Source organism: Veillonella sp. ACP1 (genome assembly GCF_000286635.1).
Taxonomy (GTDB): Bacteria; Bacillota; Negativicutes; order Veillonellales; family Veillonellaceae; genus Veillonella; species Veillonella atypica.
This window is the reverse complement of the sequence record NZ_ALKL01000010.1, coordinates 42,842-63,820: the sequence shown is the minus strand read 5'-3', so window position 1 is coordinate 63,820 and position 20,979 is coordinate 42,842. Positions and strand designations below refer to the sequence as shown.

At 38.6% G+C, this 20,979-nt stretch carries 21 protein-coding genes; 2 read left to right on the top strand and 19 right to left on the bottom strand.

Annotation, left to right across the window (positions count from 1 at the left end; translation table 11 throughout):
• Window positions 1–100 precede the first annotated feature (100 nt).
• The 13 genes from HMPREF1151_RS03450 to HMPREF1151_RS03390 all read right to left on the bottom strand — a co-directional run bounded on the left by HMPREF1151_RS03450 (window position 101) and on the right by HMPREF1151_RS03390 (window position 12,900).
• Entirely contained in the window at window positions 101–421 is a 321-nt protein-coding gene (locus tag HMPREF1151_RS03450) for a co-chaperone YbbN (RefSeq protein ID WP_005376372.1), read from the bottom strand.
• 9 nt (window positions 422–430) lie between these two features.
• Window positions 431–805, bottom strand: a complete 375-nt coding sequence (locus HMPREF1151_RS03445) for a CoA-binding protein (RefSeq protein WP_005376120.1) — start codon at window positions 803–805, stop codon at window positions 431–433.
• Window positions 806–858: 53 nt separating this feature from the next.
• Window positions 859–1,806 carry a tRNA glutamyl-Q(34) synthetase GluQRS gene (gene gluQRS / locus HMPREF1151_RS03440; RefSeq protein WP_009661296.1) on the bottom strand — a complete coding sequence of 316 codons (948 nt, stop codon included), beginning with the start codon at window positions 1,804–1,806 and terminating at the stop codon, window positions 859–861.
• A 99-nt stretch (window positions 1,807–1,905) separates the two neighbouring features.
• Window positions 1,906–4,812: an insulinase family protein gene (locus tag HMPREF1151_RS03435; RefSeq protein ID WP_009661065.1), complete on the bottom strand. Its 2,907-nt coding sequence runs from the start codon at window positions 4,810–4,812 to the stop codon at window positions 1,906–1,908.
• Between the two features lie 223 nt (window positions 4,813–5,035).
• The gene (locus HMPREF1151_RS03430) at window positions 5,036–5,353 is read right to left on the bottom strand and encodes a hypothetical protein (protein ID WP_038124353.1); all 318 of its coding nucleotides are present in this window, start codon (window positions 5,351–5,353) and stop codon (window positions 5,036–5,038) included.
• Window positions 5,354–5,361: 8 nt separating this feature from the next.
• Entirely contained in the window at window positions 5,362–6,591 is a 1,230-nt protein-coding gene (locus HMPREF1151_RS03425; protein ID WP_005379181.1) for an aspartate kinase, read from the bottom strand.
• A gap of 233 nt (window positions 6,592–6,824) precedes the next feature.
• The gene (locus HMPREF1151_RS03420; protein WP_005379218.1) at window positions 6,825–7,214 is read right to left on the bottom strand and encodes a class II SORL domain-containing protein; all 390 of its coding nucleotides are present in this window, start codon (window positions 7,212–7,214) and stop codon (window positions 6,825–6,827) included.
• A 126-nt stretch (window positions 7,215–7,340) separates the two neighbouring features.
• Window positions 7,341–7,883 (bottom strand): cob(I)yrinic acid a,c-diamide adenosyltransferase, encoded by a 543-nt coding sequence (cobO, locus tag HMPREF1151_RS03415; RefSeq protein WP_005379263.1) that lies wholly within the window; start codon window positions 7,881–7,883, stop codon window positions 7,341–7,343.
• A gap of 82 nt (window positions 7,884–7,965) precedes the next feature.
• Window positions 7,966–9,339, bottom strand: a complete 1,374-nt coding sequence (locus HMPREF1151_RS03410; protein WP_005379270.1) for a cobyrinate a,c-diamide synthase — start codon at window positions 9,337–9,339, stop codon at window positions 7,966–7,968.
• A gap of 71 nt (window positions 9,340–9,410) precedes the next feature.
• Entirely contained in the window at window positions 9,411–10,118 is a 708-nt protein-coding gene (gene cobI, locus HMPREF1151_RS03405) for a precorrin-2 C(20)-methyltransferase (protein WP_005376046.1), read from the bottom strand.
• A gap of 92 nt (window positions 10,119–10,210) precedes the next feature.
• Window positions 10,211–11,065 carry a sirohydrochlorin cobaltochelatase gene (locus tag HMPREF1151_RS03400; protein WP_005379229.1) on the bottom strand — a complete coding sequence of 285 codons (855 nt, stop codon included), beginning with the start codon at window positions 11,063–11,065 and terminating at the stop codon, window positions 10,211–10,213.
• A 209-nt stretch (window positions 11,066–11,274) separates the two neighbouring features.
• A complete protein-coding gene (locus tag HMPREF1151_RS03395) occupies window positions 11,275–12,156 on the bottom strand; it encodes a sirohydrochlorin cobaltochelatase (protein ID WP_005379180.1) in 882 nt (293 codons plus the stop codon).
• A gap of 150 nt (window positions 12,157–12,306) precedes the next feature.
• Window positions 12,307–12,900 carry a hypothetical protein gene (locus tag HMPREF1151_RS03390; RefSeq protein WP_005379221.1) on the bottom strand — a complete coding sequence of 198 codons (594 nt, stop codon included), beginning with the start codon at window positions 12,898–12,900 and terminating at the stop codon, window positions 12,307–12,309.
• An 838-nt stretch (window positions 12,901–13,738) separates the two neighbouring features.
• Between HMPREF1151_RS03390 and HMPREF1151_RS03380 the strand changes: the two genes are divergently transcribed.
• Together HMPREF1151_RS03380 and HMPREF1151_RS03375 are read left to right on the top strand one after the other, a co-directional pair.
• Entirely contained in the window at window positions 13,739–14,740 is a 1,002-nt protein-coding gene (locus HMPREF1151_RS03380; protein WP_005379176.1) for a sirohydrochlorin cobaltochelatase, read from the top strand.
• A gap of 51 nt (window positions 14,741–14,791) precedes the next feature.
• Window positions 14,792–15,733: an ABC transporter substrate-binding protein gene (locus HMPREF1151_RS03375; protein ID WP_009661242.1), complete on the top strand. Its 942-nt coding sequence runs from the start codon at window positions 14,792–14,794 to the stop codon at window positions 15,731–15,733.
• A 70-nt stretch (window positions 15,734–15,803) separates the two neighbouring features.
• On the opposite strand, the gene HMPREF1151_RS03370 is transcribed toward HMPREF1151_RS03375, so the two are convergent.
• The 6 genes from HMPREF1151_RS03370 to HMPREF1151_RS03345 all read right to left on the bottom strand — a co-directional run bounded on the left by HMPREF1151_RS03370 (window position 15,804) and on the right by HMPREF1151_RS03345 (window position 20,978).
• Entirely contained in the window at window positions 15,804–16,586 is a 783-nt protein-coding gene (locus tag HMPREF1151_RS03370) for an ABC transporter ATP-binding protein (protein WP_005379227.1), read from the bottom strand.
• Window positions 16,586–17,581 (bottom strand): iron ABC transporter permease, encoded by a 996-nt coding sequence (locus HMPREF1151_RS03365; RefSeq protein WP_005379268.1) that lies wholly within the window; start codon window positions 17,579–17,581, stop codon window positions 16,586–16,588. Before HMPREF1151_RS03365 ends, HMPREF1151_RS03370 begins: the two co-directional genes overlap by 1 nt.
• Window positions 17,582–17,700: 119 nt before the next feature.
• Complete coding sequence (locus HMPREF1151_RS03360; RefSeq protein WP_005376263.1) at window positions 17,701–18,366, bottom strand: precorrin-8X methylmutase; 666 nt, start codon at window positions 18,364–18,366, stop codon at window positions 17,701–17,703.
• Window positions 18,353–19,141 (bottom strand): precorrin-6A reductase, encoded by a 789-nt coding sequence (cobK, locus tag HMPREF1151_RS03355; protein WP_009661287.1) that lies wholly within the window; start codon window positions 19,139–19,141, stop codon window positions 18,353–18,355. Before cobK ends, HMPREF1151_RS03360 begins: the two co-directional genes overlap by 14 nt.
• Window positions 19,138–19,827, bottom strand: a complete 690-nt coding sequence (gene cobJ / locus HMPREF1151_RS03350) for a precorrin-3B C(17)-methyltransferase (RefSeq protein WP_005376261.1) — start codon at window positions 19,825–19,827, stop codon at window positions 19,138–19,140. Before cobJ ends, cobK begins: the two co-directional genes overlap by 4 nt.
• Before the next feature lie 29 nt (window positions 19,828–19,856).
• Window positions 19,857–20,978: a cobalt-precorrin 5A hydrolase gene (locus tag HMPREF1151_RS03345; protein ID WP_009661123.1), complete on the bottom strand. Its 1,122-nt coding sequence runs from the start codon at window positions 20,976–20,978 to the stop codon at window positions 19,857–19,859.
• Window position 20,979 lies beyond the last annotated feature (1 nt).

Here is a 20,979-nt window from a genome sequence, read left to right as displayed (position 1 = left end):
ATATTTTTACTTGTATTTTTATTTACACAGATAAAAAAGGCCTATCAATGTATATGTATACATTAATAGGCCTTATATATTTTACCGTTTATTAATCTAATTAGAATTTAGATTCGATAGCACCTTGCAAATCACCTTTTGGTAAGAAACCAATTTTACGATCTACTACTTCGCCATCTTTCAAAATTACAAATGTAGGTAATACTTCTACTTGTAAATCACGTGCCAAGCTTGGTTCTTCATCAGCATTTACTTTTACAAAGTTTGCTTTACCTTCTAGTTCACCAGCGATTTCTTCAATAACTGGCATCATACGTACACAGTAACCGCACCATGGTGCCCAGAAATCAATAACTGTTACGCCACCTTGATTAAGAAGATCTTGATATTCTGCTGTTTTTAACTCTTTTAATTCGCTCATTATTTCCTCCTAAGGCAATTGAACTAATACACAATCTTGAATGTAATCCAAACCTACCTCTTTAGCCTTAGCTAAAACTGCTGGTTTATCCGCACCTGGTTGTAACCAAATCATCTTAATGCCCAATTGTTTACATTCATCAATTGCTGCAAGCCCAGCTGCTTCTGGTACAACAAAATCAACAACGCTAGGAACAACTGGCAACGAAGATAGACTTGGATAACAAGTATCGCCATCGATACTCGTTACATTTGGATTAACCGGATAGACTTCATATCCATGCTCTTTTAAGCACTTATAAATCTTATACCCAAACTTATCGGTTTTATGAGTGGCACCTATTACAGCCCAAACTTTTTCAGCTAACGCATCTTTAATAGTCATTCTTACCACCTCTTATATACTATTATATATCAATATCGAAAATTGTCAATATATTATATCGATTTTTTTAAAACAATATGTTCACAGCCTAACTCTTCGGTTCGTGCTGTATATGTTAATAATGATGCTAGAGAAATACTCGGTGCATCACATTGAGGTATCAATCCCGCCAATACAGCTAATTCTCCCAAAATACGTTCTGCAGTCCACCCCATATCTCTCAATTCTTTTACAGTTATACTTTTCTGCCGTTTTGAAAGCCTATGTCCATCGTTATCTATGAGCAGCGGTGCATGGCCATAGCAAGGAGGCTCAGCATGTAACGTGCGGTACAAATACATTTGTTGAGCCGTAGTTTCCAGTAAATCGTGCCCCCGAATGATTTCAGTAATCCCCATTGCTATATCATCTAGTACGACCGCTAAATTATAGGCATACATGCCATCCCCACGGCGCAATACAAAATCATCAACACCATGGCGCAATACAAAATGCTGCAGACCTTGGTATATATCGTTGAAATCCATAGTAGAATCAGTCACCTTAATACGCATTGACGGATTTTTTTCTAATCTTTTCAATTTCACTGTGGCACTATTTAAACTACGACAATGTCCATCATAATGATGAACGACTTCACCTCGATGAGGTGCAGAAGCAATGGATTGCAAGCGAGTACGATTACAAAAACATGGATAGATTAGACCTGTATTCTCTAATCGTTGTAAGACCTCATCATACATTGGCAACCGTTCACTTTGCCAATACGATAGTTCCGGTCCACCCACACGAGGGCCCTCATCCCATTCAAAGCCAAGCCATTCTAAATCATCTAGCAAGGCTTCGCCAAAAGAACGCTTAGAGCGCTGCATATCGATATCTTCCATGCGTACCACATAGGTACCATGTTGGTTACGGGTCGATATATACGACAAAAGGGCGATCCACACATTCCCTAGGTGGATATACCCCGTTGGGCTAGGTGCGAATCGTCCTTTCATAAATAGTATCTCCTTATATGCACTCTAATAATATACTATATATTAATACATTATTATATTAACACATGGTGAGGATAGCCTCAGTTTACAAACTATACATTAGCCAAGGGATACAATGCTATCAAAGACACCAGCATCTTTGATTTTTTGTTCGTTACCCATAGAGCAAATATGATTATCCTTTAACACAGGTTCTACCACATCTGCAAGAGCTACGATATCTTCTGGCTTACAGGCAATGACTTGTTTTCTAAATGCTACCTTATCTTGGATATTGGCACCACTAAAGTATAGCCCCATGGCACGAGGGCCACGCAATGCAGGTGTCATTGGTAAATCAAGACCACTCATAGTGCCGATAATATATTTACGCATTTCTCGATCTGTTAATGTAAATTGACGTAAGTATTCAGGTAACTCTTTATATACATTAAGTGTTTCCACAAGATTTGGATCTCGATAGCTACAGAAAATCATATTACCATCGTCGTAGAAGTTAGCAAATGCGCCATAGGCCCCACCTTGTACACGAATGCGAATCCATAAGTATTCATAACGCAAGATTGTTTCTAATACGCTCATAGCACCAACATGAGTAAATCCATGATCAATGAAATTACCACCTTGTGCCACATATTGAACCTTACCAGCTGTGACAATACCTTCATTGCTCGTTGTATGTTCTATGGATAATACATTATTTGGCAATTCCTCTGCATTCCAAGTACTGAGCAATGGTTCCATTAACTCTGTAAATGGTACTAATTCTTGTTCTTCACCTACGAACATGATTTCTACATTGTTAGAACGGAAAATTTTGCGAGCTACATCAGCTAATTTTTCTGGCAATAATGGTAATGCTGCAGGATTAGTAGCTAATTCGCTGATTTTTTGATAATACCCTAAGTTACCGTCATCGCGGAATTTACCAACCTTTGATACCTTAGCCATTACGCGTTGACTAACGATGGTGTTTCCTCTACGGAACGCCTCATTATCCCAAATAGCTTTGCCTTCTTGTACAAGTTCTGTTAAACGCGTTACATCGGTGTATTGAGCATCGTGAATAACTTCATTTACGATATTACACAATTCAGGTAATTTAGCATGCAATACCTTACTACGTACAACCATGAGCGGTACGAATTCATCTCGTTGTCCTGCTTTACTAATGCCTGTAATATCAGCACTCAAACCACCAAGATTTAGATTGATTAATTTTGCCAAATCTTCATAAGAACGTTTGGATGTATCTACGCGGCCGATGATATCACTTAAGATATCTGCATAGAATAATTCGTCCTCAGTGAGGCAATCCAGCTTAAAATAGTAAGCCACATAGTTGATGCCCTTTGTGAAAGTAGGAACAAAATGAAGTTTTGTATGACCAATCGTACTTTCACGACGTTCCACATCTTCCACTTCTGGACTCAAATCAGATAATTCTAAAAGTGGAATAGTAGCTAGCGCTTCTTCACTATCTGGTGTCTCTTGACGAAGTTTAAGGCGTTTTGTTTGTTCAACGATACCTTCTAGCTCATCTTGTGACATAGAAGCTTTGATGGCTGCTAATTGTTCCTTAACATCTGCATCCTTTTTATCTTGCAATCCTTGTTCAGGATACAAGGATACGAGAGACTTATGATGATTATCCAATAAGGAGTGACGAATCAAATCCTCAAAGTAAGAACCTTGAAGGCCTTTGCGAATATTAACTAACGCCTCTTCATAATGTAACAACTCAATTGGATCCTTACCGTATAACCAATTGTCCATCATGCGGATAACATAAGCTAAACCGATTGGACGACCACCAAAGTCGCTTTCACGAAGGGTAAACTCAATGCTATTAAGAGAAGCCTCTAATAATTCCTTGTCGATACCATCCTTACAAAATTGTTGTAATGTAGATTCAACAATCTCTTGTAATTGGCCTTGTTTATCCATATTAGAACCGCTAGCTTGAACAACCCAAATTGGTTGACGGATGCTATCTAGGTAATAGCCAGATACATCAGAACCAATGCCGGCTTTCACCAATGCTTGTTTTAAAGGTGCTGCAGGAGATGTTAACAAGGCATGTGTTAATACCTCAAAAGCAAGGCTTTGTTCTGGTGTTACATCTGGCAATACATAGGAGAATGCATGTAACGTACGATTATCCGTACTTTCATCAGAGCCTATACTATAAGGATATGTAATCACTTTACCTTCCTTAAACGGAGCCTGCTCAGTCACCTCAGTATCGATTTCAATAGCATCGAAATGGCTCAAATATTCATCGTTGATAAAGCGCAATTGTTCTTCGATATCCATTGTGCCATATAGGAAAATATAGCTGTTGGATGGGTGATAGTACACATCGTAGAATTTCTTAAATTTTTCATAGGTCAAGTCCGTAATATTATCTGGATTACCACCGGAGTCAACACCATATGTTGTATCAGGGAACAAGGAATGCATCAATTCGCGTTCTAGTACGGAATCTGGAGAGGAATAAACCCCTTTCATCTCGTTGAATACAACGCCCTTATACGTTAACTCATCATCAACAGAATCAAGCTCATAATGCCAACCTTCTTGCATCATGATTTCTGGATCCTTTGCTGCCCGTGGATAGAAAACAGCATCGAGGTATACATCCATTAAATTGTGGAAATCCTTGTCATTCTTACTTGCTACAGGATACATCGTTTTATCCGGATAGGTCATAGCATTTAAGAATGTATTCAAAGAACCTTTTACAAGTTCTACAAATGGTTCTTTTAATGGAAATTTACGAGAACCACAAAGCACGGAGTGCTCCATGATATGAGCGACACCTGTGCTATCTTGAGGAGTCGTTCTAAAGGCAATATTAAATACTTTATTAGTGTCTGGTGAGTCAATATAAATAAGACGAGCACCAGATTTTTCATGTTTCATTTCATAGGCTGTACCATTGATTTCATCAATACGTTCTATGCGATCAAGGCGAAAATCAGAATATATTTTATTCAGTTCCATAGATACCCTTCTTTCTAATTTGTTTATAATGTATATATATATGTAAAATCTTAATCTATTATTGACTATTTATTATACCACATTACGAAGATTTACACGAATTTTCAAGAATTATTATCAAATTACAAAGATTATCTATAACTTATTCTTATTTATGAGATATAAATATCGCATATAATAACAAAATAAATCAGGACACCCTTATAGGAGTGTCCTGATTTTATTATTTATCTTGTTTGATTTGCCACTTTTGATTGCGTCGACTTGTCAAAAGCCCTTCGAGAACAACCTCAAATTGGCGAAAACTCATTGTATAGGGAGCATACATATCTGGTACTACCTTATAAGATATGGTCACCTCTGACGCATCATAATTATAAAATATACCATGTAAATTGCTCACTGTTGTATAGCCTGTCTGTGCTTGCTCTAATGTGGGAATAGGTTGTGTTTTTAAATTCGCTAATAAATCGCTAATAAAACCTTCCTTACGCCCTTGATCATCGAGCATTTCATCCATAAATGTGCGTAGACTATCCATCATGTATGTTAGCCTCGTTCGTTTAACAAAAGACCATTATGAATAACACGAACTGCATCTTTTACGCGGTTTTGTGCAACCAAGCAAGAAATACTGATTTCAGAAGTACTGATGATTTCAATATTGATGCCTTCTTTACTAAGGATATCAAACATTTGAGCAGCTACGCCAGGTTGACCCAACATACCAGCGCCAATGATAGATACTTTTGCCATATTTTCATCAATATTAACAGCTTCGATATCAACAGTTTGTTGTAATTCTTTCAACACTTCACGTGCCAATACCACATCATCAAGAGCAATTGTAAAGATAAGGTCAGTTTTAGGTTCACCTACGGAACGAATAGATTGAACAATCATATCCACATCAACATTTTTTTCTGCTAATGCTTTGAATACTTTTGCTGCAATACCAGGTTTATTTTCAACGCCCACAAGAGCTACTTTTGCTGTATTTGTATCATCGGCTACGCCTGTAATTACGTGTTTATTAGATTCCACGGTATAATCCTCCCGAATAATTGTGCCTGTATTATTACTGAATGTAGAACGAACATGAATTGGTACACCATAACGGAAACCCATTTCAACAGCACGCGGTTGCATTACGCCTGCACCTAAACGTGCCATTTCAAGCATTTCGCCATACGTAACTTCTTCTAGTTTAAAAGCTTCCTTTGCTACGCGAGGGTCAGTAGAGTATACACCTTCTACATCTGTAAAGATTTCACATACATCGGCGTTCATAGCGCCTGCTAAAGCAACCGCTGTTGTATCAGAACCACCACGGCCTAATGTTACCATGTCACCGTATTCGGTAATACCTTGGAAACCAGCAACAACAACGATATTGCCTGCATCCAATGCTTCGAATACACGATTAGGATCTACACCTAAAATACGACCCTTATTAAAGTTATCACTACTTGTAATACCTGCTTGATCACCAGTTAAAGAAACAGCCTTTTGACCGCGTTCATTAAACGCCATAGCCATCAATGCAATCGTTACTTGTTCGCCAGTAGACAACAAGCGGTCCATTTCACGACCATATGGTTTAGATGTTACTTGTTTTGCCAAAGCTACCAAGTCATCTGTTGTATCCCCCATAGCAGATACAACTATTACAATGCGATCGTCCTCTTTCTTTTCATGAAGGACACGATCAACGATATTAAATATTTTTTCAGGTGTTGCAACAGAACTGCCACCAAACTTTTTGACGATTAATGCCACTATTATCCCTCATTTATCATTGTACTAAAAAATAACATGCATATACTTTACCACAAAACAAACCGCACTGTAAAGGGATATACAGGTATTTTTCCACCATAAAAGAACAAATTTCTTTTTATAGCGGACACATATTATATTTATAATCAATCGTTAATGTTCGTAACTTGTCATACGCTCCATACAAAAAAGACCAGCCCTAAGGCTGGCCTTTTACAGTTGAATACAATCTATTATTCAACTACGATAGCTTTTTCAGATTCCCATAAACCATGGATGTTGCAGTAAGATACAGCAATCAATTTACCAGATTTTTTCAAGGATACTGCCAATGTACCTGCGGAAACTGCATGTACAGGACCTTCGTTTGCTGTTGCACCGTCACCATGTACGTTGAAGGATAATTCGCCAACTTCATAAGGCAATTGAGTACCTTCAGCTACGAAGTACAATTTAATCCATTCAATGTGATGTTCTACAGTGTTTGGATGAGCAATGTCTTTACCAACGGATAATTTTACGTCGAATGCTTCACCTGCTTTTACTTTGTCAGCAGCTTCGATAACAGGAACGTGTTTTTCAGTAGCGAAATCGCCAGATTTAATGTAATCATGTACAGCCATAGTTAACCTCCTGGTTATAGTTATATACATACTTAATGTCTAAGAATATTAGCACCTTGTGCCTATGACTATATTATACATTTTCGATATAGTTTAGGCAAGGACTTTTTCGAAAATTTTCTATATTTAAAACTCAATTCCTTTTGCCGCTTTTATGCCTTTTTCGTAAGCGTGTTTTACTACGTTCATTTCGGTCACTGTATCAGCGATGTCGATGATTTCAGGTTTTGCATAGCGGCCTGTTAGGATAACATGTAGTCGTTCTGGTTTTTGTTTAAGCATATCTACAACGGAGTTAACATCGATGAGTTCATAGTTAATGGCATTGTTAATTTCGTCCATAACGATGAGATCCCATTTGTCGGAGTTGACTTCTTCTACTAGTGTTTTCCATGCTTCTTGAGCTGCTGCTTTGTGTTTTTCTAGTTCTTCTACAGTAACCTTATCTCTGTTGTAGTAAATAAAGCCTTTCCCCATGGATTTAATGGTAACCGCATCCCCCAGTTTTTTCAGACCTTCTAGTTCACCGTAACCATGACCACTTTTGATGAATTGTAAAATCAAAACTTTCAAGCCTTGTCCTACGGCGCGTAAAACAACACCTAAAGAGGCTGTTGTTTTTCCTTTCCCATTACCTGTATTTACGAGAATTAAACCACGTTCGCTCATTTCTATACTCCTATTATCTATGTCACACTATGTAGGGCTGCATCTATAGTTAATATAACAATTAAATACCAATATAATAGATTTATTTAGTATGACCAAAGGCTTCGCACACATCTACAAAATGCTTAGCTCCTTCAAGAGAACCAGCAAAGTTAAGATGTAGATAGGATGCTAAGACATTATCGGTAGCATACCCACCATCATAGGACTGCGGTTTGCGGCCCCCTTCTAAGTGAAAGGCCCAAGGGAAATCTTCAATGGTTGGTTCCATGGTGGAGAAATGGAATTCATGACCATGCAAAGCTGTTCCTGTATTGCCAAGTAATGTATTGCGTTTAGCCGTTGCCGTTACATATCCTACCTTTTGCAGTTTTTGTTGCATTACACAATTGGCAGGCACAACACCAACTGTATCAAACACATTACCACCAAAATCGTGAATGTGTTCACAAAGGTACATAAGGCCACCACATTCCGCATAAATAGGCATATGACGTTGATTGGCTTTACGGATTGATTCCTTCATGGCCGTATTTTCGGATAATGCCTGCAAGAACATTTCAGGGAAACCACCGCCAAATACGAGGCCATCTACATCAGGAATAACATTATCTTTTAATGGGCTAAAGTAAACTAGTTCAGCACCTTGTGCTTCAAGGGCAGACAAGCTGGCTGGATAGTAGAACGAAAAGGCTTCATCATAGGCAACGCCAATTTTTGTTCGTTTGGTAACCCCCTTGGTTGCATCAATCGGTGCCAGCATAGGTGCTGCACTAGCCGCTACCTTATAGAGTACCTCTAAATCTACCATAGATTCCACGGCATGCTGAATCGTTGCAATAGCCTCTGTAGGATCAACTTCTGTAACCGGTGTCAAACCAAGATGACGTTCAGGAGAATGCATGCGATCATCACGGCGTATAGCACCAATAACAGGAACGCCAATTTTTTCCATACCTTCGCGGACCATACGTTCATGATTATCAGAACCTAAACGATTCAAAATGACGCCTTTAAAATCCACATCCTTATCATAATCTCTAAAGCCCATGGCAATGGCTGCTGCACTTTCACCCATAGCCTTACAATCAATGACAAGTACAACAGGTGCGCCTAATTGCTTAGCGATTTGAGCAGTGCTACTCACACCTTCTCGACCACCATCATACAGCCCCATAACGCCTTCAATAATAGCCAGATCTGCATCGCCTGCCATGGATGCAAAAAATGTTGGCAATGTATCCGGGGGAACTAACCAAGAATCTAAATTGTAACTTTCACGGCCCGATGCAATTTTATGAAAGCCCGGATCGATATAATCCGGGCCCACTTTAAAGGATTGCACCCCATGGCCACTTGCTCGATACGCTGCGAGAAGGCCCGCAACAATAGTCGTTTTGCCGACACCGGAATTGGTACCAGCTATAACAACACGTGGAATGGGTACAGTATTCATATGTATTACCTCTTATTAATACTATCTATACGGCTTTCACTAAAATCATTCAGACATCAGAGTATAGTCAATTAACGATCTTTACGTTTTGCCAAAATTGTGGACAAATAGTTTAATTTCTTGTCCTTAGGCATATTATCAAGACCTACGAAAACTTGTTCATCAGGCAAGCCAACGCGAGAAATCATAACCGCGTCGTCAGCCATATTGTGTTTCAACAATACTTCTTGCACTTCATCAAAGTTTTTATACACCTTCATGATAACTGCATCATCGGCAACAGCCATAACAGCATCAATTTTTTCCTTAGGTGCAGTGGCTGGAACGATAGCCAAAACCTCTTCTTTTTCTACGATTGGATAGCCAAGATGGGACCCAATGGCACAGAATGCAGTGATACCAGGAATTGTTTCAATTTCAAAGCCTGTATTTTCAATCAAACGATATACGTACATATATGTACTATAGAACATTGGATCGCCAAGTGTTAAGAAAACAACATTTTTACCTTGTTCTAAATAAGATACGATAACTCGCTTAGCCTCTTCCCAACCTTCTTGTTGTGTAGCATCATCGAGCACCATTGGGAATACAACTGGAACGATTTCAGTATGTTCTTGAATGTATGGTTTTGCAATATTAAGGGCTACAGAACCATCTTTCTTTTCTGTTTTAGGTGTAATGATAACGTCTGCTTCGCCTACAATACGCGCAGCTTTCACAGTCATTAATTCAGAGTCCCCAGGACCAACACCTATGCCATATAATTTACCTTTCATGATGATTCTCCTATTCTATATTTCAATATGATTAACATTACTATTATACCTAATTTATTAAATATATTCAAAATGTTTGTGATAGTCTCACCTTATTTTATATTAGGTATCGCTGGTCGATGACTGCTCCGTTTACCATATATATCATCGATACAATCTTGAATATGTTGGCAATAGATATCTTGAATTTCTGTATATTCACCGAGGGCATGATGCATTTCTTCTACTTCATAACCAGCCTCTTTCAATACATTGACTACACTATCCTCTTCATCGCCAAATAAATCATTAAGCGCATGATCGCCAAGTACAAGGAGCAATGGGTGCACATAAATCTTATTAGGTTTCTTACCATCAAGCCATTCCCAAGGTACGGCCACATCCTCTACATAAGGAGCATTTTCCAAAGTGGCTACACGAACATGATTAAGGCCACTGCGAATCAATTGATATTGCAAATAACCATATGCAGAATTACCAGAGCCTAAACCACCATGACCAACTAATAATAAACCATCTTCATTACTGACGGATAAGGATGTAACAAATGTGTCGATTAAAATTTGATAATCATTCGGGTGTTCTTCTTGGCCCATATAGTATACCAATGGTCTGCCAACTCGCAATGTATTAAGTTCTTGTGCCCGTTCGTGATTTAAAATATTATGTTTCAACTTATCAAACTCTTCACCACCAGTGAAGTGCAATGGTTGTACATAAATATCTGTATATCCTTCACCAATGAGAGCATCTAATGCGCCTTGCTCTGTAGGAATTTCAATACCACGGTCTCGTAAACGCTTTACAATGATACGCGATGAAAAGGCTAAACGCACTTCATAATCTGTATATTTCTCTTTAATACGGTTTACAACAGCATCAATTTGATGTTCACGAGCGGAATCAACTGTTGAGCCAAAGGCCACTACTAATATAGCTTGTTTCATAACGGTCTCCTTATCAAATATAATTCACTATTCATCATACCACATGCATTGCTATAGTTGGATACCATCCCCCGTATAAAGGTAATATTATAATTAACTTTCATACCCATATAGATGGATAACAAAAAGCATCCGCCTCTAAAGGTGGATGCTTTTTGAAGATAGTGTGTATTTATGAGAGAGTTTATATACAACCTTACCAGAAGTAATTAAGAAATCATTCCTTGTGCTTCTATACGGGAAGGTCGAATAACAGTTTGATATGATTCGCGTTGAGAGCTACGTTTTCTATCAGACATACGAATCGCTTGACCTAAATGTTTCAAGAATAAATCTTGTACATATGGATTTTCACCTAGTCCTTCATTCCAAATATCTACGTTGTACCCTTGTTCTGTCAAAAGTGCATAAATAGAATCGGAACGATCACCGCCAAGATAATCCATTAAATGAGTAGAACCAATCAAAGCCAATGGTACAACGAGTACATCTTTATGACCCATTCTATCTACCAATGTTAAGGCCTGCTTAAATGTAGGGAAACCATTTGTAGTAAATACAGCTACATTAGGAGCAGAACCATACATAGCTTTCAATTGTAATGTGGAGAATTCCAATTGATTTTGACCATTTGCCATTAATAAAACGGATTTATTAAGAGATTTAGTATTAATATGACGCATGATGCCATCTAATGTAGCTTCATAATCATCAGCGTAATTTTTAACACCTAATGATGTTAATAAGGGTTTACCAATATTAACTTGAGAGAAATTATATTCACTGCTATGTAAGAACTTAAGTGCTTGCTTACGCATTTGTTGATAGCATTGATCCGCTACAAGAGTAATCGGTTGAATATATACCTCATCAATTCCCTTGCGGCTAAATTCTTGCATGACGTCGGTGAAAGAAGCAATCGTATCATCATATTTTTCATTCCACTTTTCCACTAATGCATCAGACAAAAATACGCGTCGAACCTCTACATCTCTGTATAAGGAACGAACTTTAGACTCTATAGTGCCAATGGATGTTTCCACTGCTTCTTTATAAATTGATCCAAAGGATGCAATGATTATACCTTTCATATGTGACCTCCATATACCCATATATATGAAATAATTTTCATAAATGAAAATTATTATCAACTACTATGTACTAATATATGTACTAATAATACAAGATTGGCGTATGAAAGTCAATGAGAAATATTATCATATAATTATTCACTATATATATTAGATTGTATTTAGGCGTTCACTCAGACTTACTTCACGTCGATTAAATAAGGAAAAATTAGGTGACTTAGCTTTCCAATATCCAGTAATTCGATCTCTCAACCAATCTTTTTCTTCACTTATTATATCGTCAGTACAAATGAAATTTATTTCACCAGGTAGGTTATCCCATAAAACTATATAATACACATGATTTAATATTATTACCTTCAATGCGATATCTACATCAATATTATTTCCACACCAATTAATAAATTTATCATTAACATTTTGTATATCTATTATAGGAGAATTTATTTGATGGGTAATCAATGTATATTTTGATGTAGCTGCCAAAAACTCTTCTTTGGTAAGCATTCTAAGATCTAAAGATGCATAATCCTCTATATTTTCAAACACTAAAGGACAGTTCATAAATTGCAACACAAAATCAGAGAATTCAATATAAATAATTCCATCACTAATTTCCTTTGTATAGGATAATATTTCAGTATTGTTTTCAATCAAATCCAACGTATAAATATTTTCTACAGTTTTATCTATACTACTTTTTAAAATTTTAACAGTTTCATTAGTAAAATTACTCTTTATCATTATTTACGACTCCTTATGATCAGAAAGGTGCAAATATCTCACTATGCTCCAACAGACTTCTTTCTCTTTACGAGTTTATAGCAACCACAAATCTATATGTCGCTATAAGTATAACTAGTAATTTTAAAACAAATGGCATCTCACTTTGTATCGACCACCCCACAAAAATAATATAAGCAAGTATGATGACTGCCCATTTGAACTTATTTTTATGGGCTATATTGATTCCCAGTAATTTACCATGCAGTCCTAATAGAATAATAGAATATATAAAAATACTTTTCTTTTTGATCCACATATTCTTAATGCTCGATTATATATAAGCTTATACAGTTTTCTTCTTCTATATACAGGTATTAAGAAAATACAAGCATATAAAAATGCAGGAAACATACCTTCTAAAACTGCTATAGAGAACTCATAATTAACATCTTGCAAACTACCTATAAAGAAGCCGACCAGTAAAATTAACGATGAAACCCATCTAAAACGTTGGTCATTTAAAAATCTTAATAATTGTTTCTCCACAGAAAATAAAATCCTCTCTATTAATTTAACATCTTATATAATTAATCATTTTAACAAAACAAAATGATAAATCCTATCATAAATATCGAATTACTTATAATTATACCGTCATAACCAATAAGAATATTTTTATAAAACATAAGATTATTCCTCATTTATTATGATTTTTTATAAAAAACGGTCGTATTATTTATACGTGTACAGGTATGGGGTTTATTGACATACATACCCTAGGTTGCTACGATAGATTATAGATAATATTGTTATGTCTGCATAGTCAGATGATGTTGTTTAATGAGGTGATTCACTTATGATTAGTGTAAAAAAACAAGCATTAACTGTTTCTGCTGCATTGGCGGCTTTCGCATTGACATTTGGTGCTCCTGTACTTGGTCACGCTGCATACCAATTAAATCCTGAAGTAAAAGACGCTACTCCAGCATTAAAAGAAGCTTCTGCAATCGGTGTTCGTACACACAATACTGAAGCTTTACAAAACTTGCCAAACAAAGATGCTATGGTTGTTATGAGCTTTGGTACAACTTATAAAGATACTCGTGCGAAAACAATCGATGCAACTGTAGATGCTATTAAAGCAGCTCATCCAAACACAAAAGTAATTACAGCTTTCACAAGCCATATTATTCGTGATCGTATCCAACAAAAAGAAGGTATTACTTACCCAACTCCTGAAGAAGCATTGGCTGAACTTAAAAAAGACGGTTACACTCGCGTTGCATTAGCATCCCTTGATGTAATTCCTGGTATGGAATACAACTACGATGCAGCAGTATATAATTTGTACAAAGATAATTTCAAAAAAATGACACTTGGTACATCTCTTATGTACTGGATGGGTCAAGAAAACCAAACTGACCAAGTTATTGAAACATTAAAAGCTGTTCAATCTCAATTCCCTAAATTAGGCAAAGAAGACGGTCTTCTTATCATGGCTCATGGTACTCCAGATCCTTCCAATGCTTACTATTCTGTAATTCAAGACCGTATCCATACTCTTGGTATGAAAAATGTATTCGTCTACACAGTAGAAGGTACTCCAAATCTTGAACAAGTTATCCCTCAATTAAAATTACATGGTATTAAGCACGTTACATTGATGCCATTCATGATGGTTGCAGGCGACCATGCAAACAATGACATGGCTGGTAATGAACCAGATTCCCATAAATCCATTCTTGAAAAAGAAGGCTTCAAAGTTGACACTTACATCCATGGCTTAGGTGAAAATCCTAACATCCGTAAATTATTCGTTGAACGTGCTAACGAATCCTGGGACGCATTACAAAAATAATCAATCTACAATTTAACTAGTATCGTTATATAACGTACATAGGAGTACATCATGAAAAAACTACTACTCTGTAGTCTTGCTTTGGTCATGATTGTACTAGCAATAGCTGGGTGTGGTAAATCCACATCCAGCTCTTCTGCTACTACAAAGGAACTCACATTTAATGGTGAAACCTATACTGTACCAAAGGATCCACAACGCATCGCCGTTCTTTCAAATTCTGTATTGTCCATGCTATACGCAGTAGATGGCAAGGCTATCTCCCGAGCTAGCACAACAGATAAACTAGCGCCAGAATTAGAAGCATTACCTGCATTAGGTCAAACGGCTAACATCAATATGGAACAATTGTTAGGTTTAAAACCAGATGTGGTATTGGGTTTGGAAAACCAACATAAAAAATATGAATCCCAATTACAATCTAACAATATTCCAGCCGTACTTTTCAATTACGATGGCATTAAGGATAATGTGCCAATGCTAACATTCCTTGGAGAGTTAACAAACCATCAAGATAAGGCTAAATCCGTTATTGCCACCTATGAAAGTAATATTCAAAAGGTTAAGGATGCCATTAAAAACCAACAACCTGCACGTATTGCTGTATTGCGTGCTACCGGTAAAGGTGTGACAGCTGAAACCGACGAAGCGGTAACTGCATCTATGGTCAAAGAATTAGGTATGACAAATGTTGTAACATCTCACCTAGATGGTACAACCAAAGATAAAACGGTACCGTATTCTCTTGAAACATTAACTGCTAATAACCCTGATATTATCTTCGTCGTTACCATGGGTAAAGAAGAAGAAATTACAAAGGCCATGAAGAAAGCTATGACAGATAATCCTGCATGGGCTAATCTTAAGGCTGTACAAAACAACCGTGTCATCTACTTACCATCTAAACTATTCCTACTTAACCCAGGTCTACAAACACCTGAGGCTATGGCTCGTTTAGTGAAAGAAGCATATGGCATTGATGTTACATTTTAACATATCCTAACATACTAAAGAGGGCATTCCCCATTTCGGGAATGCCCTCTTTCACTATTAGTCTAGCTATCTACTCAACTAAACCTTTTACGCGTACATATTGTTTATCATCAAAGGTATCGATTTGTACATCTACAGAGAATACATCTCTAAATAGTTCATCCGATACGATTTCTTTCGTGTCTCCAGCTGTCACTAAATGACCATCTTTTATAACAGCCATATAATGAGAATATTGTACGGCTTGCGTCAATTCATGGAGTACCATCAATACGGTTAACCCTTGTTCATCGTTTAATCGTTTTAACAATTCCATGATTTCTAGTTGATGGTTAATATCTAAGTATGTTGTTGGTTCGTCTAACACTAATAATTTTGGTTGTTGTGCTAAGGCCATAGCAATCCATACCCGTTGCCGTTCACCACCCGATAAGGATGGAATTAATTGATTCCGTAAATGATTCGTTTTGGTAATTCCTAATGCATAGTCAACGATTTCTCGGTCCTCTTTGGCCGTATTCTTCCACCAGGTTTGGTATGGATAGCGTCCACAATATACCAATTCTTCTACGGTCATATCCTTTGGCATATTAGGCACCTGTGGCAGAAACGCCATTTGACGTGCCAATTCATTTTGTGAATACGACTGTAATGGTTTACCTAAAATAGTCACACATTCACGAGGACTATGAATATATCCAATCATAGACCGTAAGAGTGTACTTTTACCACAACCGTTAGGCCCGATTAAAGTCGTTATTTTACCTACAGGGACAGATACATTAATATCATGTAAAATATGACGATTTCCGAGAGTGACAGATAACTGGTTTACATCAATAGCCGTATTCATTAGTTATCCCTCCTCAGTAGATATAAGAAGAATGGCGCCCCGAAGAATGCCATGATAATGCCAACCGGTACCTCAATTGGACTCCACATAACACGCCCTACCGTATCACTAACAACGAGGACAAGTGCCCCTAATAATGCAGAGCCTGGGAGTAAATACGCATAATCATTACCGATGATAAGTCGTAACATATGCGGTATAACGAGGCCTACGAAACCGATTAAGCCCGCAATACTAACGGCACCTGCTGCTAATAGAGCCGCAACAGCAGTCATAATAAACCGCGTTTGTTCTACCTTAAGGCCTAGCCCCTTTGCTGTTTCATCACCTAAACTTAAAATAGTAAGACGTTTGGCACCTAAACAGGCAAAAATAAGACCGACTAACGCGTATGGGAACAGAACCTCTACTTGAGGCCAACTGCGTGCAGCCAAGCCCCCTACCATCCAAAGTAAGGCTCCTTGCACACGATCTCCATAGAATACAAGCAGTGCAGAAATACCAGAGCCTAAAAAAGCAGCCACCGCAACACCAGCCAAGATGATACGGCTTGGGCGTACACCATTCTTCCAAGCAAGAGCATATACCATCAACGCCGCAGCCATAGCACCTATAAAGGCGACGAGAGGCACAATATGATCATAGCCAGGGAAAAGAATAAATATAATAACACCGGCAAGTCCGGCACCAGATGACACCCCAACAATTTGAGGATCTGCTAAAGGGTTCTTCATAACCGCCTGTAAAATGGCACCCGATACGGCTAAACAAGCACCTACCAATGCGGCAACAATATTACGAGGCAACCTAATATTCCAAATGATTTGCGATGCTGTATCTGTTAGCTCACTAGCCCACAATGTGTGCCAAATCTCCGATAGTGACACCGGTGTGGAGCCCCAAATCAGTGAGATAATCATGCTAGCTATGACAGCAATAACCAAGACAATAATAACTGATATACGAAATAGTTTTCGTTCATTCAGAGAGTCCACAGTAACCTCTCCTTTCACCAATACATGGTACTATCAGCACCCGTATTATACATATAAACCTCATAATAGATACAGTAAAACCCGAATCGCCAGCAGTATGCAACGATTCGGGTTACTTATTATTTAGATTCTTTGCCTTCTACGAAGAGCATATCGTTGCGTTTTACATCTGTGTAAAGTAATGCATTACATACGGATGCTGCAATTGGGCTACCACCCTTGTTACCTTTTACAGTGATATAAGGAACTGGGGATACTTCCATCAAATAATCTTTGGATTCAGCAGCGCCAACAAAGCCTACAGGAATACCGATGATAAGAGCTGGTTTAATACCTTCTTCAAGAGCAAGACGCAATACTTCGTACAATGCAGTTGGTGCATTACCGATAGCAACGATTTGGCCTTCTAATTGTTTGCCAAATGTGCGCATAGCAGCGATAGAACGTGTTACGCCCAATTCTTTAGCCATTTTAGCTACATTTTCATCTTTGATTAAGCAATGTACTTCATTACCACGAAGTTTAAGAGCTGGTTTAGAAATACCTGTGCGAACCATTTCTACGTCAGTGTAAATATCTGCACCATTGTCTAATGCTTCTATACCTTTTTGAACAGCATCAGGGCTCATTTTTACGAGTTGAGCATATTCAACGTCACCAGATGCGTGAACTGTACGAGATACAACGCGTACTTCATCATCGGTTAAACCTAAATCCTTTACATAATCGTAAATGATTTCCATACTTTTATCTTCAATGGCTTTAGGATTTTTAACGTAATCCATTAGTGTCCTCCCATAATTTGAAAAATTCATCATTCGATGATACCACAGGGCATTCTAGTTTCACCCGTGGACGATCGATAACAATAACGTGGATGCCAAGGTCGATGGCAGCCTGTAATTTCGTATCAGCACCACCTACGAGGCCAGAGTTTTTCATAACCACAACGCTCGCCTTTGTATCGTGGAACATAATACGGTTCATATCGTAAGAAAATGGACCTTGTACGGCAACGATACGCTTAGGGCTCACATTGAGGTCCTCCATCATTTGCAACACCTCAGCAGTTGGCAAAATGCGTGTCCATACTTCGCAGTCTTGTAAAGCTTCAGATTTAGCAAAGATGTGCATCGTTTTACTACCAGTAGTCAAATACACATGTTTGTTGTTTTCCTTTGCTAATGTACCTGCCAAATTAGCTGCTTCTATTTCATCCACTACGATATGCAACTTATCATAGTCTGGCAATGGTACCTCTTTTCGTTCAAACCGAACAAAAGGAATACCCACCACCTTGGCTGCATCTTGAGCCGTTGCGGTCACAATAGCCGCATATGGATGGCTTGCATCAATGAGTAGGCGCACATTATGCTCCTTAATCAACTGTTGCATAGCCTCTTGATCGAGGCGCCCCGTATGAACCGTAATACCGTCATGGGCAGCTAGTTCCGCCCCATATTGGCTCACGACAGTCACGAGAACCTCTTCACCGGTTCGTTCTTGGATATCTACCGCTAAGGTTCGACCATCCAAGGTACCAGCGATGACCCAAATCATAATTTGTAACCTCGAGGTGTAATCATGCGACCATTTTCAACATAGGTTTGGCTGTTACCAATGATAACAAGTGTTTGCATATCTACTTCTTCTTTTGTGAAGTTTTCAAGATCAGAAATCACCATATGTTGACCTGGACGACCTGCTTTTTGCACGATGCCTACAGGTGTTTTAGGGTCGCGGTATTTAAGAACGATTTCACGTACTTCATCTAAATGAGTTACGCGTTTTTTACTGCGTGGGTTATACAAGGAAATAACCATGTCCCCTTGTGCACAGAGGTCAGCACGTTTTTTAATTAGATCCCAAGGTGTCATCAAATCGCTAAGGGAAATAACGGCAAAGTCATGCATCAAAGGTGCGCCCAATACAGATGCTGCTACGTTTACAGCACTAAGACCTGGCACGATGTCCACGGAAGGGCGTTTGTCTGCTGGTACTTTGTTTGCTAATTCTAACACAAGGCCAGCCATGCCGTACACGCCGGAGTCACCAGAGGATACAACTACTACTTGGTGACCTTCTACAGCCAAATCGACGGCTTGTTGACAACGATCCACTTCTTGCATCATCGCTGTACCTACCGTTTGTTTACCTGCGATAAGGTCTTTAATCAAATCAAGATATGTTAAATAACCGACTACACGGTCTGCCGCTAAAATCGCTTCCCGTGCTTGTGGTGTCATAAATTCAGCGTCCCCAGGTCCAATGCCGATTACTTTGATGTTACCTGTGCAATGGCTACCGTTGTTTTGGGATACACCGTTTTGTGCTGTATTAATGTTTGGCTCTTGGCCGCTAGTAATGCTGTTGTCTCGCATACGTTTCCTACTCCTATTGTTCCTTTTACAAATGTGGATTCTTTTAAATCCTGTTCTTCTATAACGGGTGCTATCTCTTCTTGTGTGTAGAAATGAATAGCCCACCCTAATTCGTTTACGGCCTCTAATAGACCGACTTCATCTTGTTTCACGATAACCGATGCGGCTGTGACGATGCTTTTTGGTGAAAGCTTATGCGCCTGCAGAGATTGTGTAATGGCATCGAGTATGAGTTCCTTTGGCGTATCTCGGCGACAACCAATCCCCATCGTATACGTACGAGGGCGTAAGATGAGTTGCTCTGTATACTCAGGAATCATCTTATCTGTTATCACTACACGACGAACACCATCAGTCTCAGGCAATGTAAATACATCTACCACCTGAACCGTGCCATGCGTACCGATATGTGCTGTAGCAGATTGCGCTAAATGCTGTGCATTGACCAATGTGTTATCGATATAATAATTAACCGTTTCACCTGCGACGACAGCTGAGTTCACATCCACTAAGGTTTGGAAATCGTCGACCAACAGATGCTCGTGGCGCGCCAACACGTCAGGCGCTGGCAATCCATTAACATCCGTCGCCGTTGTAATAACCGGGTCCGCATCGATGGCCAGCGAAATGGACTGCGTCCATTCGTTGGCGCCCCCAAGGTGACCGGATAATAAACTGATGACATGATGACCGGCCTCATCCATTACGACGATGGCAGGATCCTTGGATTTATGTTCAATATACGGTGCAATCATGCGTACTACAATACCGAGTGCCATAATACATAATACTTGGTCATAATCCTTAAAAATCTGCCCTATATGATGTTTGAGAGAATCAAAATAGATAGCCTCACCACCAGAGGGACGGTTTTCTTTTTCATAACAATCCGCATGAGGGGCCACCAAAGATTTGATGCGTTGCCCCAGCCTAGCACCGCGTTCAGACACAGAAAGAATAGCTGTCCTATTCTTCTTTGCTCCTGTCATAGGTGAATCAGATTCTAGTTCTTTCATC

Excerpts from the sequence above, each read along its gene's own strand:
- HMPREF1151_RS03360 (WP_005376263.1), bottom strand. The coding sequence starts at position 18,366 with ATGGATTACGTTAAAAATCCTAAAGCCATTGAAGATAAAAGTATGGAA.
- HMPREF1151_RS03450 (WP_005376372.1), bottom strand. The coding sequence starts at position 421 with ATGAGCGAATTAAAAGAGTTAAAAACAGCAGAATATCAAGATCTTCTT.
- HMPREF1151_RS03435 (WP_009661065.1), bottom strand. The coding sequence starts at position 4,812 with ATGGAACTGAATAAAATATATTCTGATTTTCGCCTTGATCGCATAGAA.
- HMPREF1151_RS03370 (WP_005379227.1), bottom strand. The coding sequence starts at position 16,586 with ATGAATACGGCTATTGATGTAAACCAGTTATCTGTCACTCTCGGAAAT.
- HMPREF1151_RS03345 (WP_009661123.1), bottom strand. The coding sequence starts at position 20,978 with ATGAAAGAACTAGAATCTGATTCACCTATGACAGGAGCAAAGAAGAAT.
- HMPREF1151_RS03390 (WP_005379221.1), bottom strand. The coding sequence starts at position 12,900 with ATGATAAAGAGTAATTTTACTAATGAAACTGTTAAAATTTTAAAAAGT.
- cobO (WP_005379263.1), bottom strand. The coding sequence starts at position 7,883 with ATGAGCGAACGTGGTTTAATTCTCGTAAATACAGGTAATGGGAAAGGA.
- HMPREF1151_RS03420 (WP_005379218.1), bottom strand. The coding sequence starts at position 7,214 with ATGGCTGTACATGATTACATTAAATCTGGCGATTTCGCTACTGAAAAA.
- gluQRS (WP_009661296.1), bottom strand. The coding sequence starts at position 1,806 with ATGAAAGGACGATTCGCACCTAGCCCAACGGGGTATATCCACCTAGGG.
- cobJ (WP_005376261.1), bottom strand. The coding sequence starts at position 19,827 with ATGACACCACAAGCACGGGAAGCGATTTTAGCGGCAGACCGTGTAGTC.
- HMPREF1151_RS03410 (WP_005379270.1), bottom strand. The coding sequence starts at position 9,339 with ATGAATACTGTACCCATTCCACGTGTTGTTATAGCTGGTACCAATTCC.
- HMPREF1151_RS03375 (WP_009661242.1), top strand. The coding sequence starts at position 14,792 with ATGAAAAAACTACTACTCTGTAGTCTTGCTTTGGTCATGATTGTACTA.
- HMPREF1151_RS03400 (WP_005379229.1), bottom strand. The coding sequence starts at position 11,065 with ATGAAACAAGCTATATTAGTAGTGGCCTTTGGCTCAACAGTTGATTCC.
- cobK (WP_009661287.1), bottom strand. The coding sequence starts at position 19,141 with ATGATTTGGGTCATCGCTGGTACCTTGGATGGTCGAACCTTAGCGGTA.
- HMPREF1151_RS03445 (WP_005376120.1), bottom strand. The coding sequence starts at position 805 with ATGACTATTAAAGATGCGTTAGCTGAAAAAGTTTGGGCTGTAATAGGT.
- HMPREF1151_RS03395 (WP_005379180.1), bottom strand. The coding sequence starts at position 12,156 with ATGAAAGGTATAATCATTGCATCCTTTGGATCAATTTATAAAGAAGCA.
- cobI (WP_005376046.1), bottom strand. The coding sequence starts at position 10,118 with ATGAAAGGTAAATTATATGGCATAGGTGTTGGTCCTGGGGACTCTGAA.
- HMPREF1151_RS03380 (WP_005379176.1), top strand. The coding sequence starts at position 13,739 with ATGATTAGTGTAAAAAAACAAGCATTAACTGTTTCTGCTGCATTGGCG.
- HMPREF1151_RS03430 (WP_038124353.1), bottom strand. The coding sequence starts at position 5,353 with ATGGATAGTCTACGCACATTTATGGATGAAATGCTCGATGATCAAGGG.